This is a genomic window from Blastopirellula sp. SH421, from assembly GCF_057808535.1.
On sequence record NZ_CM173712.1, the window covers coordinates 3,775,223 to 3,788,644 of the forward strand.

10 protein-coding genes are annotated in these 13,422 nt (G+C 54.7%); 8 read left to right on the forward strand and 2 right to left on the reverse strand.

Going from position 1 to position 13,422, the window contains the following annotated elements:
* Positions 1–2: 2 nt before the first annotated feature.
* Both SH421x_RS15450 and SH421x_RS15455 read right to left on the reverse strand, forming a co-directional pair.
* Positions 3–887, reverse strand: coding sequence for a DUF1365 domain-containing protein (locus tag SH421x_RS15450; protein WP_488850212.1), 885 nt, complete (start codon positions 885–887; stop codon positions 3–5).
* Positions 884–2,221, reverse strand: coding sequence for an NAD(P)/FAD-dependent oxidoreductase (locus tag SH421x_RS15455; protein WP_488850213.1), 1,338 nt, complete (start codon positions 2,219–2,221; stop codon positions 884–886). Before SH421x_RS15455 ends, SH421x_RS15450 begins: the two co-directional genes overlap by 4 nt.
* A gap of 250 nt (positions 2,222–2,471) precedes the next feature.
* Here SH421x_RS15455 and SH421x_RS15460 point away from each other — a divergent pair, with 250 nt between their 5' ends.
* The 8 genes from SH421x_RS15460 to SH421x_RS15495 all read left to right on the forward strand — a co-directional run bounded on the left by SH421x_RS15460 (position 2,472) and on the right by SH421x_RS15495 (position 13,417).
* Positions 2,472–3,335 (forward strand): sigma-70 family RNA polymerase sigma factor, encoded by an 864-nt coding sequence (locus SH421x_RS15460; protein WP_488850215.1) that lies wholly within the window; start codon positions 2,472–2,474, stop codon positions 3,333–3,335.
* Between the two features lie 81 nt (positions 3,336–3,416).
* On the forward strand, positions 3,417–4,394 hold the full coding sequence (locus SH421x_RS15465) for a redoxin domain-containing protein (RefSeq protein ID WP_488850216.1): 978 nt from the start codon (positions 3,417–3,419) through the stop codon (positions 4,392–4,394).
* Positions 4,395–4,589: 195 nt separating this feature from the next.
* The gene (locus tag SH421x_RS15470; protein WP_488850217.1) at positions 4,590–5,195 is read left to right on the forward strand and encodes an RNA polymerase sigma factor; all 606 of its coding nucleotides are present in this window, start codon (positions 4,590–4,592) and stop codon (positions 5,193–5,195) included.
* 15 nt (positions 5,196–5,210) lie between these two features.
* Complete coding sequence (locus SH421x_RS15475) at positions 5,211–8,759, forward strand: protein kinase domain-containing protein (protein ID WP_488850219.1); 3,549 nt, start codon at positions 5,211–5,213, stop codon at positions 8,757–8,759.
* Positions 8,760–9,353: 594 nt separating this feature from the next.
* The gene (locus tag SH421x_RS15480) at positions 9,354–10,520 is read left to right on the forward strand and encodes an ABC transporter permease (protein ID WP_488850220.1); all 1,167 of its coding nucleotides are present in this window, start codon (positions 9,354–9,356) and stop codon (positions 10,518–10,520) included.
* Positions 10,521–10,574: 54 nt separating this feature from the next.
* Entirely contained in the window at positions 10,575–11,102 is a 528-nt protein-coding gene (locus SH421x_RS15485; RefSeq protein WP_488850222.1) for a hypothetical protein, read from the forward strand.
* Between the two features lie 12 nt (positions 11,103–11,114).
* Positions 11,115–12,722 carry an efflux RND transporter periplasmic adaptor subunit gene (locus SH421x_RS15490; protein ID WP_488850223.1) on the forward strand — a complete coding sequence of 536 codons (1,608 nt, stop codon included), beginning with the start codon at positions 11,115–11,117 and terminating at the stop codon, positions 12,720–12,722.
* Entirely contained in the window at positions 12,722–13,417 is a 696-nt protein-coding gene (locus SH421x_RS15495; protein WP_488850224.1) for an ABC transporter ATP-binding protein, read from the forward strand. Before SH421x_RS15490 ends, SH421x_RS15495 begins: the two co-directional genes overlap by 1 nt.
* The last annotated feature ends 5 nt before the right edge of the window (positions 13,418–13,422 follow it).

Here is a 13,422-nt window from a genome sequence, read left to right on the forward strand (position 1 = left end):
GGTTAAATGGATGGGATGTCGTCGGTGTTGTCAGGCAGTAAGCCAGTGGATAGCTGCGGAGGATGTGGATGATAGGGAGCCTTCTTCCACCAAAGTCGCAGTGCATGCCAATAGATCGCAGTGACAATTTGCACCGACATCAAGGGAAAGCGAATCGCTAATCCAAGCAAGTTCCGCAAGTCGAGTGGTCGACGGCGCAGTTGGAGGATTGCGTCAAAAACTCGCCCGGTTAGGTCATGGTTTTCAATCTGGACCAACAAACGTTCCCCAGGCTCCGAAACGCGCCAGTGATACTGCATCTCCATCGGCATAAAGGGAGAAACGTGAAACTCTTTCGCGCCTTGAAATGTGCTGAAGGCTCGATCCTTCGTAAATGGAATCACATAGGCATGACGTTCTTGCCATGGCGTGTTCGTCACGTCGGCGACAATTGCTTCAAGCTGTTTCCCCGTAGTGTCATAACAGTAGTAGAACGATACCGGATTGAAGACCAGGCCAAAGCTGCGAATTTGCGTTAACAAGCGAATGGGCCCCTCAGGTCGGCGTCCTAAACGCTGCTCGACAAGCTCTCGCACGCAGTCAACCAGAGGCCGATTTGTGGGTCCGAAGTAGTCGGAACGTCGAAATTGAAACAAACTCCAACGCCGGGTCGACCAGAGAAAGGGAATACGAAAAATTTTGTCGACTTCATCCAAATCGATCGACAGCATCGAGAGCTTCCGCTCAAAATGGTGATCGACCGGAGAAAAACGTCGATGCAAAACGGCGCCAACATACAAACAGCTATGAATCTCCTCGCCGGCTGAATCACCCCATCCACTTTTTTGCTGCCCCGAAGTGGAAACTGGCTGACAGGCCTCGATATCTTCGGTCGTGGTTACGCTCACAAGTGAACTCCGGCAGGAAGAGTCGTAGGCTGCGCAGCACAGTGAGATTGAAAATCCGTACCGATCTCCCGAAAGCTCTGAGGACCAAGCGACCAATCTGCAATGCCAAATTGCCGGCAAACGGCAAGCGCGCTGACCACCCCATCTTCATGAAAGCCGTTCCGCCAGTACGCGCCGCAGTACGAAGTACGACGATGCCTGATCAGCTCATGATGGCGACTTTGCACTTCGGCGCGACGCGTAGTGAACAGCGGATGCGAGTAGGAGAATTTTGCCAAGACCTTGGCTGGATCAATCGCATGATCTTCGTTCAAGGTCACGCAATAGGTGTGAGGCGATTGAATCCCTTGCAACAGATTCATATTGTAGGTCAAAGTCGGCCGAGCAGTCGCATTGGCCGGGATGTGATAGTTCCAACTCGACCAAGCCCGACGACTTCGCGGCAAGACGGACTCGTCGGTATGCAGACAAGCGCTGCTGGTGCTGTAAGGAAACGCCGAGAGCATCTCGGTTTCGGTTTCGTCCGCGTCAGCCAACAGCTTTAACGCTTGATCGCTGTGACAGGCAAAGACTACTTCATCAAACCGCTCAGGCCCAGCTTGATGCAGCACGAGCACATTGTCGGCAAATCGTCGCACCGCCTGGACGGGACAATTCAAACGAATTTTGTCGCGGATCGGAGCGATAAGTCGCTCCACGTATTCTCGCGAACCGCCCCGAATGACTCGCCAAGTAGGGCGATCACGCAGTCTCAATAGTCCATGATTCACATAGAATTCAAGGATAAACCGAATCGGAAACTGGGCGAAGTCGGCAAATGGGCAAGACCAGATCGCGGCGCCCATCGGCAAGAGGTACTTCTCAGCAAACTGGCGAGAATAACCTTGCTCGAAGAGATATTGCTCAACGGTCTGCTCCGCAGGCGCTGTGGTTAAATCTCGTTCTCCTTGACGGTTGAATCGGAGGATATCGGCCAACATCTTCAAAAAACGAGGACTGGCGAGATTCCAGCGTTGGGCGAAGATGCCGTTCAGCGAGCTGCCGTTATATTCCAACCCGGTCTGGTCACAGCGGACGCTAAATCCCATCAGAGTCGGAGATGTTTCGACTTGTAGATCGGCCAGAATGCGAGAGAAGTTGGGATAAGTTGTCTCGTTATAAACGATAAATCCGGTATCAATTGAGTGGGTTTCCCCCTTCCACCGGGCGATGACGGTGTTGGTGTGTCCGCCGATCCGAGAATCTGCCTCTAGCAAGGTAACGTCATGCTCGTACGACAACAGCCGAGCAGCAAGAAGCCCTGAAATTCCTGACCCAACAACCGCTATTCGCACCTGCATCTCCCGTGGGCTAGCACGTAATTGAACGATGGATGTTTTCTAGACCAAAGACATGATTTGACCAGACCCAAGTCAGAAATTAGAACGAACTTCAATTTCGACCAAGATTTACGGTAGTCAATCTGGCAGCCGCGTCTAAGAACACAGTAAGATTCAAACGCGTAGGATCCATCGCTGACAGCAATTTTTCGGTTCTTAGGCCCCTCCTCGCCGGTTGTCTCCCTCCCCTAAAACTGAGATTGGGTTGCCTGACTCCAAGATTAATTATGTTCCCAATGACGACTTCCAGTCCACGACGGAAATGGATCTTGCTGCGCTGGATGTAGAACTATATGCGGCCGAAGATCGCCCCTCCCCCCGCGAGCCCAAGGTGGTCGCCGAATCGTTCCTGTGTGCGGTTGAACAAAGTCGCTTGCTTACCTTTGAAGGAGAGCAGTTTCTCTTCAAGCGGCTAAATTTTCTCCGCTTTCGCGCTAGTGCTCTCCAAGCGACCCTGAAAAACAAACGAAGCACGAAGCAGACCGTTGCCGAGATCGATCGCTTATTGAAAGATGCAGCCGAGACCCGCGCACAAATCGCTCACGCCAACCTGCGCCTTGTAACGTCAATCTCGCAAAAGCTATCGCTATCTCGGGATGAGTTTGAAGAGTTTCAGGCGGAATCGAACGCCATCCTGCTGAATGCGATCGACAAATTTGATTACGGGCGCGGCTATCGGTTTAGCACCTATGCGACCCATGCCGTCCAGCGCAATTTGTTTCGCCTGATCGAGAAGCGAAACAAGCGCCGCAAACTCGAATCCTGCGAAGAAATCGCGCTACAAGCAGCCGCGGCGCCGGTGTCCGATCCCGACCAACCCACTGACTTGGACGTGTTGAACGCGTTTGAAGCGATTATGAGTCATATCGATCAGACGCTCGACGAACGCGAGCAGTTTATTCTCCGCGAGCGTTTTGGATTGGATGGCGACGGCAAAGGAAAATCGTTACGCGAAATTGGCGAAGCGCTCGGTATCAGCAAAGAGCGGACGCGGCAAATTTTTCAGCGTAGCATCGAAAAGCTGGCGAAAGTCGCCAAACCGTTTGAAGCTATTTTTGCCTCAAGCTAATCACCTACTTCAAGCAAAATCACAAATCCGCTCCGCGATGACCAATCGACTTAAAGTCCTCATGACTCCTGGAATCTTGCGATGAATCCCCCAAGCCATCCGCCTGCATGGATGAAGCAACTGTTGCTGGCGGCCGGCGCATACAATTTAATTTGGGGAGCGCTGGCGATCTTTTTTCCCAGTGCGATGCTCGCTTGGCTACAAGTCGATGTCAGCCCTACTGCGCAAACTTTCTGGCAATGCATCGGCATGCTAGTCGCCGTTTACGGTTTCGCCTATCTGATCGCCTCGCGAGACGCTTTTCGTCATTGGCCTTTGATTTTTGTCGGCTTCGTGGGGAAGTTGCTCGGTCCGCTTGGTTTTCTCATCGCCTGCAGCAATGGATCACTGCCGACGACGTTTGGCTGGACGATCCTAACCAATGATCTTGTCTGGTGGGCGCCATTTACGATTATCTTGTGGAACGCGATCCGACATCAGCATGCGGTCGGTTCGGCCTACGAGATGCCGGAAGCCGATGATCCGATTCGAGAATTAAGCACCAATGACGATCGACGTCTGGATGATCTGGCCAGTCAAAAACCGCAACTTGTCGTATTCCTCCGACACTCTGGCTGTACATTCTGTCGTGAAGCGGCGCACGATTTGTCGCTCCAACGCACCGAAATCGAGGCCGCCGGCTGTGGAATCATTTTGGTCCACGTTGGTACCGCCGATGACCCGCAGTTTTTCGCCAAGTATGGGCTGGATGACTTGCCCCGCATTTCCGATCCCGAGTGTCGACTCTACCGTCAGTTTGGGCTCGACCTAGGAACATTCTCGCAATTGTTTGGAGCCAAGGTTTGGCTGCGTGGAATCATCGCCGGACTATTTGGAGGCCATGGCATCGGTTTTCCCCGCGCCAATAGCTTTCAAATGCCGGGAATTTATCTCTATCACTGCGGTCAGATCTTGGACGGTTATCAACACGAGCGCGCCTCGGATCGTCCCATTTATGTCGAATTTGTCCGTCGCAATCTGGCCCCCATTGGATCGGCGACACCGACCAGCGCAATATAAATTAAACAAACATTACACCTCTGCGCTGACGACTATCTCTCCCCAAGAATCAGCACTAAAAAATTTCCCGGAATTGCTGTCCAGTCATGACGCTGCCGCTCGCTCTCTAAAGAGGATAGATGGCGACTCCCTGCTTCGGGTGGGTTATAATCATTTCCGTCCCAGGTGAGCCCATGCCTATTGCGGAGCTTTGCGGTGCCAACCACATCAGCCACGACGCAAGATATCGAACGCATTCTCGAAGCCGAACGACAGCGTCCGGCGATTGCTTACGACATGATTCTTGAGCGTTCGCTGGAACGTTTGCGTCGCCTGACCAAGGCGATGATGCGTTCCTACCCAAGTCTAATTCGTTGGGAAGAGACGGACGACGTCTTTCAAGAAGCGGCGATTCGTCTCTATCGCAGTCTAAAAAAAGTCAAACCGCAATCGGCCCAGCACTACTTCAAACTGGCGACGCTGCAGATTCGTCGCACGCTGATCGACCTGGCCCGCAAGCATTTGGGTCCGCTGGCTGAAGCGGCCAATCATCAGTCTCACTTTGCCTTGGCTGAACTACCGCGCCAGTCCGAGGACGAAGCTCCACTGTCTCTGGCGCAGTGGGCCGAATTTCATGAAGCGGTCGATAAGCTTCCCGAAGAACTGCGCGACACCTTCTCGCTAATCTGGTACGCCGACACTACGCATGCAGATGCGGCGGAAATCTTAGGAGTATCGACAAAAACGATCCAGCGACGCTTTCTCAAGGCTCGCTTGCTGCTGGCCGAGATGACGCCTGAATTCTCATCCAGCAACCAGTAACCGGAGCAATTCGGCATGGACGAACGAGTCTTGATCTTGCTAGAGCAATGGGAATCCGCGACGGCCAGCGGCAAACCACTTGAGCTGGCGACTTTAGCCGAAGGCGATCCAGAGCTTGCCGCCCAGTTACAGCAGTCTGCCCGACTACTCCAAAAGGTTGCTTGGCTCGAAGGCCCCCAATCGCCGGCCGCTGAATTGCAACTCCCTTCGCCCCAGGATCTCCGGGCCGCTTTGCTGACGCCTGAAAACATTACCCTTAAAAAGTTACAAGCCTATCTTACCGCCTCCGACCTCATCCCCGCCGCGAAGCTGAAAGAACTACTTCAATCTTCGCACATTAAGACGGCCCATCAATTGGCTGGCCTTGTGCTGGAGCAAGATTTACTGACGCGATTTCAACTGCGCACGATCGCGCATGGGAAAACTCGCGGGCTGAAGCTGGGCCAGTATGTGATTCTCGATAAAATCGGCGCAGGGGGAATGGGCCAGGTTTACAAGGCGCGACATAGCAAGATGGGACGCATCGTCGCGCTAAAAGTCCTACCACGCTCGGCGATGGCAAAGTCGCAAGGAATCGAGCGTTTCAATCAAGAGATGAAAGTCGCAGCAAAATTACGACATGAGAACATCGTCACGGCGTTTGACGCCGACGATGCGGATGGGATCCATTATTTTGTCATGGAGTATGTCGAAGGAGACGATCTCAGCTCGCTGGTCCAAAAGGCCGGACCTCTTTCAGTCGCGCTGGCGATTGACTGCATCCTGCAAACGGCGCAGGGACTAGAGTACGCTCACGGCGTTGGCCTAGTTCATCGAGACATCAAGCCTGCAAATCTGCTGCTGGATCAAGATGGAGTTCTCAAAATCCTGGATATGGGCATCGCCCGCATTCAGACCGACCCCAGTCAGGCGAGCCTAACGCAGAATGGCGCCGTGATGGGGACAGTTGATTTTATGGCCCCCGAGCAAGCGATCGACGCCAAATCGGTAACGCTGCAAGCGGATCTCTATAGCTTGGGATGCACTTTGCACTATTTGTTGATTGGACGGCCGCCGTTCGCCGGCGAGACCCTAATGGTCAAGCTGTTAGGGCATCGCGAACAGCCGGCGCCGCCGCTCACGATTCGCAACGACGTCCCTTTAGAACTAGAAGCGATCTATCAAAAGTGCATGGCGAAATCTCCCGCCGATCGCTACCTCAGCACCACACCGTTGATCGCCGCCCTGCAAAAGATTCGTCCGCTACAAAGCGAAATCGACCTGCCGCAATCCCTCAAAAAGTCAGAGACCGCCTACGATACGTCGCCAACCAGTTTATTGGAGACGCAGTTGCCGATCGTGGCGAAAGAGTCTTCTCCGCAAGAGATCGCTTCACCCCGTAAGCAAGCAAAGCGAACGGGTGCTGGCCGCGGAGGCCTGTTTTATTACAGCGGCGCGATCGGCGCAGCGCTGTTGGGTGCAATCCTCTATTTTAGTAGCGGCCTCTTTTACAAAGTTTCGACGCCGCCGGGAACGCTGGTGTTGATGATGGATGAAGATAAATTTGTCGCCCATCTCCGCAATCAAGAGCTGATACTGGCCGAAGCGCAAACAGCGCAACAGACTCCTATCCAATTGCGAAGTCCCCAGCAAACCACAAAGCTGCCGCCGGGCAAATACAAATTTCTCCTCAACGCGAACCATGGCCTAAAGACCAATGCCCCCGATGTGACAATCCTTAGCGGCGGCAAGTCAACCATCCAGCTCTCATGGGAGCCGGCGCAGTCGCCGCCTGCTGCGGCCGATGCTGTCGCTGTAGCAAAGCCCCCTCCCCCCAGTGCAGCACCGCAGATCAACTACGCTTTGGATTTGGATGGCGTCGATGACTACGTCGAGCTTCCCTTTGGCTACCAAGGAGAAACTCCCTTAACCATCGAAGTAGTCATGCCGATGCCCGAGGCCCCTAGAAGAATGTCGACCTTCTTCGGGACCACCGAAGCAGGCGGTCTCGGATTGGACTTGACCGAAGATCCAACCACCAAGCAACTTTCGATCCATGTCGCCCTGCGATCAAAAAAGATTCGCAGGTACGCGACAGTTCGAACCGCAGAACTCCCGGCTCGCGGCACGGTTACCAATATCACCGCGGTTTTTAACTCGCGTGAGTTTCGACTGTATATTGATGGAAAACAGCGTGGACGCTATCCCCTTGCAGAAGCGGATCGCGTCTATAGCAGTCTCAATTTTGCGTTAGGCGCAAGCCCCGCAAAATCTCCTCACAAGCCGGTTCCCTTTGAGTTGCCATACCAAGGAAAAATTCAACAACTAAGAATCTCCCCAACCGAACGCTATACCACGGACTTCACGCCCCAATATCAGTTTGCCTCCGATGAGCAAACGTTCGCGCTCTATCGCTTTCAGGAAGGATCAGGCACGCTGCTCAAGGATTCCTCTGGCAATAATCGCCATGGTGTGATCTACGGAAATCCCCAGTGGGTTCCGCTTGCGCCAGAAAACGCTGCCGCTGCGAGTCAGCAGTGGATCGATCTGCTGTCGATGGTGGATCTGTCGCAAAATGTGATCGCAGGAAAGTGGTCGCGCAGTGCAACGTCGATCCGCAGTGGAAACGGTTGGTATGATCGGATCTATGTCCCCTATGCAGTCACGGGGAATTACCAAGTTGGAATTGAATTTTCGCGAATCTCCGGCTCCGACGGTTTGATCCTACGATTACCGACTACTCGCGGCGGGTTTGAATTTATTGTAGCCGGTTACGGAAGCAAGCTTTCTGGCATTCGCTATGTCGACCAACAAAACCTGCAAGTCACCAAGCGACCCAGTCCAACAGACGCAGTCAATGAAGAATGGAGGATTGAAAATGGAAAACGGTATCGATTAGAAGTCGCCGTCGAGATCAGTCCCAGCGGCGTCACCGATATCCAAGGAACAATGGATAAAGAGCTTTTCGCCGCCTGGCATGGCAGTGAGAGTCGGCTGACCGCCGTTCTAGATGACTGCCTGCCGGAAGTTCGCATGCTTGGCGTCTGCTCGTATGGATCGGCTTATCAGATTCATCGTTTAGAAATTCAGTTGCCAGATGGCGCCCAAGGAGAACGTTTGAACAACGCCGATTGGGGACGACCTTTCTATCAGGTAGCAGACAAGCCGACACCTGAGCTGGCCAAGCGCTGTAAAACATGGAACGGGCGATCCTACCTGTTTGGCGAAACCGCGATGCCGCTTCCGTTCGCCCAAACCATAGCGCAAACCTACAATGCGCGGCTGGTCACGATTTCTTCGCCAGCAGAAGAAGCGTTTCTAATCGCCAACATGCCCAACAAAACCTTTTGGACTGCGGCTTGGCGACATGCAAGCGATTTGACCTGGCGCGACGATCGAAATCGTCCCTTGAGCTACACAGGAAAATGGGAGACAGGCCAGCCCAATCTCCACAATGGACAACAATTGTTCGCCACCGTAACAGCGTTAGGCGGGATCGCCAAAAACCCAACGTTCACCGGCTGGAGTCAAACCGCAGCCAATCCCTCAACGATCTACCCGGTCTTTGAATGGGGAGAAGAATGAAGCTCCCCCGCAAACACAGTTCAACTTGCAGAGAGCAACGATTCGAGCTACGTTGTTAGTGGAGATACAATATTCGACCATGCGTAATCGCGTTACTTCTCAGCTTTTGATCCTCGCTCTCTTCAGTTGTCCACTGTGGTGTAGCTGGGCTGGTGCGCACGGCATTGCCTGCTGTGAGAAGTGCCCTGAACGGGTCCCTGCAAAGGCAGTAAGCGATTGCAGCACAACGGTTTGCGACTGCTGTCGCGAAGCACCTCCAAGTTCTCCGCAGCAGCCCGATCCAAGCCAATCTGACAGCGATCCCTGCCAAGGTATTTGTGGTGGTGCGGTCATCGACTGCGTGACTAACTTTGACTTGCCGCAACTCCCCCCGCTCGATTACTGGATAGACTTTGCGTCCTTCCGCGCTGCCGATCAAAGTTTGCGGTCACCGTTTACCTCTCTGCAATCCTCCCCGCCGCTTCCTCTGCTGGGAACGCTGCGCGCACTGCATATCTTGATCTTGTGCTAAGTCGACAACGTTGAGGCCCTCTGCGACCTCCTTCTTTTGCTGTCGTCGTTGTCTTGCTTCTACGTTTATTCGTTGGGTATGTGATGTTCTTTCGCGCTTTGCCGTGGGAATACGCGGTCCGCAATCTGTTCCGCCGGCCCATGCGCACCATATTAACCTGCGCCGGTTTGGCGCTGGTGGTTGTGCTGGTGTTGGTGGTTGTTGGATTTATTCGCGGCCTAGAGCGCTCGCTCGCGGTCAGCGGCGATGCACGTACGGCGATCGTGTTTTCGCTCGGGATGGGCGAAAACCTCGAGTACTCCTCGATCCCAATGCGCAGCAGCGATTTGCTGGCCGCCACGGTTCGAGGTCTCGAAGCGCGACACGGCAATAGCTACGTTTCACCCGAACTTTTTGGCGGATCCGAAATCAGCAGCGACCAACTCGATCAACCGGCGATGGGACTCGTCCGCGGCATTACGCCCGCCGTCTTACTGGTCCGCCGTCAAGTCGAACTCGAACAAGGCGATTGGCCGCAATTGGGAGAAGTAATCGTCGGTCGGCTGGCGGCAACCAAACTAGGGCTGCAAAGAGATGGTCTGCAGCCTGGGAAGTTCCTCGACTTCGAAGGGCGTCGCTGGAAAATTAGCGGCATCTTTTCTTCCGGCGGCGCCGCGTTTGAATCCGAAATTTGGTGCCGCTTGGACGAGCTGCAACAAGCGATGAAACGGCAAGATCTAAGCCTGATCGCCGCAACCCTTGCCCCCGGCGGTGACTTCACCGATATCGATATATTTTGCAAAGAGCGGCTCGACCTCGAACTTCAAGCGATGCGCGAAACCGACTACTACGCAACGTTGCAGCGCGACTATGGACCGATTCGTTCGCTAGCCTGGCTCTTGGTCTTTCTGGTCGCCGGCGCCGGTTGTTTTGCCGGGCTCAACACGATGTACGGCAGCGTCATGGGACGCATTCCAGAGCTCGCAACACTGCAAACGATCGGATTCATGCGTCGCGCGATTGCGTTGAGTTTAATTCAAGAGGGGATGCTACTCGCAGCGACTGCCTGTTTGATCGGTACGGCGGTCGCGCTGGTATTTGTAAAAGGCGCCGCGCTCCGTTTCACGATGGGAGCAGTCGCGTTGCAAATCGATGAGACCACGATCTTGATCGGTTGCACAATCGGAATGCTGATTGGTTTTATCGGCGCGATTCCTCCGGCGGTTCGCGCCTTGCGAATGACGCTGGTTTCTGCGCTTCGTGCTGTTTGAGTTTACCTTGTTCGCGGCGTCGATCGCCGCCGTCATTTTTGGAAGGATTGAAGGATGAAAATGAATCATTTCGCGATTTCTGTAGGCCTCCTCACCGCACTGACTCTCGGCTGTTCCGCCGAGTCCGGTAACCAGCAAGCGGCCGAGATGTCAGGCCCCTCGGCTGCCGGCGCCGCCTACGTCTTGGCCTCGGAACCGACCGGAGCCATCGGCGTCGCCGCAGCGCGCGAGTCGGCCGCGGATGACTCCGAAGTGACCATCGTCGGCCGGATCGGCGGCAGCACCAATCCCTGGATTGAAAACCGCGCTGCGTTCTCACTGGTCGACATGGGATTGCAAGCCTGCAGCGACATCCCTGGTGACGCCTGTGAAACGCCGTGGGACTACTGCTGTGCGACGGACAAACTGCCAAAGTCGATGGCGCTGATAAAAGTGGTGGATGCAAACGGTGAAGTTGTCAAAGAAGACGCGCAAAAATTACTCGGTGTGAAAGAACTCTCGACCATCGTGGTCCAAGGGAAAGCCGATCGTGATGAGGAAGGAAACTTGACGATCTTGGCTACCAACATTTTTGTGAAGTAAAAAGGCACAGTCATGAATGCTTCCGTTGATCTAAGGCAACTTGCCATCGATCGCGGCGAGAATCGGCCTGCTTCGCGACCGTCGCGGCGCCACATGCTTACTAGGTATGTGGCGCCCGGCGTGATTGCCGCCGGGTTTCTCGCTTTGATCGCTTGGTCAGTGCGTGACTTCGTGTTTCCTCCTCATCTCGTCACGGTGACGCCGGTAATCTCGGCCCGAGCTCAGCAGCAGCGCGGGGGGACGGCGTTGTTTCAAGCCGCTGGTTGGGTTGAACCTCGTCCCACGCCGATTCGCGTCGCCGCGCTCGCGCCGGGGATTGTGAAAGAGCTGTTAGTCGTGGACGATCAAGCAGTCGCCAAAGGAGATCCGATCGCTCAACTGATTGACGAAGACGCTCGACTGACGCTCGCGCGCGTTAAAGCGGACGTGCAACTCCGCGAAGCCGAAGTCGACGAGGCGCAGTCCAACCTGATCGCCGCAACCACTCGTCTGGAAGAACCTGTCCACCTAGAAGCGAACTTGGCCGAGTCCGAGGCGCTGCTCGCCGAGATCCAGACGCTCCTCAAAAATCTCCCTTACGAGACGTCGCGCGCTGTAGCGCGGCGTGAATTTGCACAGATCGATTTTGAAAGAAAAAAATCAATTCGCACTTCGATCGCAGGCCGCACAGTAGACGCTGCAAAGTCGGAATATGACTCAGCCAACGCCTTGGTCCACGAGCTGCAGCAGCGCCAGTCCGCACTCGAAAAACAACAAGCTGCACTGACCCAACGTCGTGATGCGCTGCAACGACAATTAGAACTACTCGCGGACGAAAAAAAGATGGTCGGTGAAACGACCGCTCGACTCAAAGGGGCCAAAGCGCGACTCGCTCAGGCGAAAGTGCAGATGGCCGAAGCTCAACTGCGGCTCGATCGGATGACGATCGCGGCCCCGGTTGCAGGTCATATCTATCAGTTAATAGGGCACCCCGGCGCCAAAGTCGGCGGAGAATTAACCCAGTCGTTTGGTTACGACGCCAGCACGATCGTCACGATGTACCAGCCCGATAAGCTGCAGGTTCGTGTGGATGTGCGGTTTGAAGATGTGCCGCACGTGACGCTGAATCAACCAGTCGAGATCAAAAATCCGGCCCTTTCCGCTCCACTGGCCGGGCACGTCCTCTACATCAGTTCGGAAGCCGACATCCAAAAAAATACGCTGCAAGTCAAAGTCGCGATCGACGACTCGCGAGCCGTCTTGAAGCCCGAGATGTTGGTGGATGTCACGTTTCTCGAGCCAGAACATGCCCACGCGCCGAGCGAATCGACGGAAGAATTGCAGCTTTTCATTCCTTCGATAGCGATCCATTCTTCCGAAAATGCCGACTTTGTTTGGCTCGCCGATCAAAGCGAACAGCGCGCCTATCGTCGCCCGATTCAAACCGGCGCCACCGGCTTTGGCGACTTGGTTGCGGTCCACGACGGCCTCAACATCACCAGTCGGGTCATCACTTCGTCCCCCCAAAAACTGACCGACGGCTGCCGGATCGCCATCTCCGCTGACACGCCAACGCTGTCCACCACCGCTACCAAAAAATCCTCGCAACTGACGCGACTCCCACAGGAAGGAGCTCCCTAATGCCTCTGGTCGAAATTCGCGGCGTAACCAAACAGTATCGCCAAGGAGACGAGCTCATCACTCCACTGGATGACTTGTCGTTTGATATTGAGTCGGGCGAGTTCATCTCGCTCATGGGAGCTAGTGGAACCGGTAAGTCGACTTTGTTAAATCTGGTCGCCAGCATTGATCGTCCTGACAGTGGAACCATTTCGATCGCCGGGGTCGATATCACGCGCTTATCCCGGTCGCGACTTGCCGCGTGGCGCGCCGCCAATATGGGATACATCTTTCAGACGCACAATTTAATCCCCGTCCTTACGGCGTTCGAGAATATCGAACTTCCACTATTACTGCTGCCGATGTCGACCACCGAACGGCGGCGCCGCGTCGAGATCGCGCTGGATGCTGTCGACTTGCTCGATCGGACCAACCATTACCCGCGACAGCTCTCTGGCGGGCAAGAACAACGTGTCGGCATTGCTCGTGCGATTGTCGCGCATCCTCGTGTGGTCGTCGCGGACGAACCAACCGGCGACTTAGACCCCACCACCTCCGAACAGATCCTGCAGTTGCTTGGCCAACTGAACGAACAACTCGGCGTCACGCTTTTGATGGTCACCCATGATCAAGAAGCGGCCGAGCACGCTAAACGGCAGTTTCGGATGGATCAAGGGAAGTTAATTGAGACCACCGCCGCGGCTCTACAGCGCTAACCGGA

What these genes read in the sequence shown, in the direction of transcription:
- SH421x_RS15465 (WP_488850216.1), top strand. Translation starts at nt 3,417, where the DNA reads ATGAATCCCCCAAGCCATCCGCCTGCATGGATGAAGCAACTGTTGCTG.
- SH421x_RS15475 (WP_488850219.1), top strand. Translation starts at nt 5,211, where the DNA reads ATGGACGAACGAGTCTTGATCTTGCTAGAGCAATGGGAATCCGCGACG.
- SH421x_RS15480 (WP_488850220.1), top strand. Translation starts at nt 9,354, where the DNA reads ATGTTCTTTCGCGCTTTGCCGTGGGAATACGCGGTCCGCAATCTGTTC.
- SH421x_RS15485 (WP_488850222.1), top strand. Translation starts at nt 10,575, where the DNA reads ATGAAAATGAATCATTTCGCGATTTCTGTAGGCCTCCTCACCGCACTG.
- SH421x_RS15490 (WP_488850223.1), top strand. Translation starts at nt 11,115, where the DNA reads ATGAATGCTTCCGTTGATCTAAGGCAACTTGCCATCGATCGCGGCGAG.
- SH421x_RS15495 (WP_488850224.1), top strand. Translation starts at nt 12,722, where the DNA reads ATGCCTCTGGTCGAAATTCGCGGCGTAACCAAACAGTATCGCCAAGGA.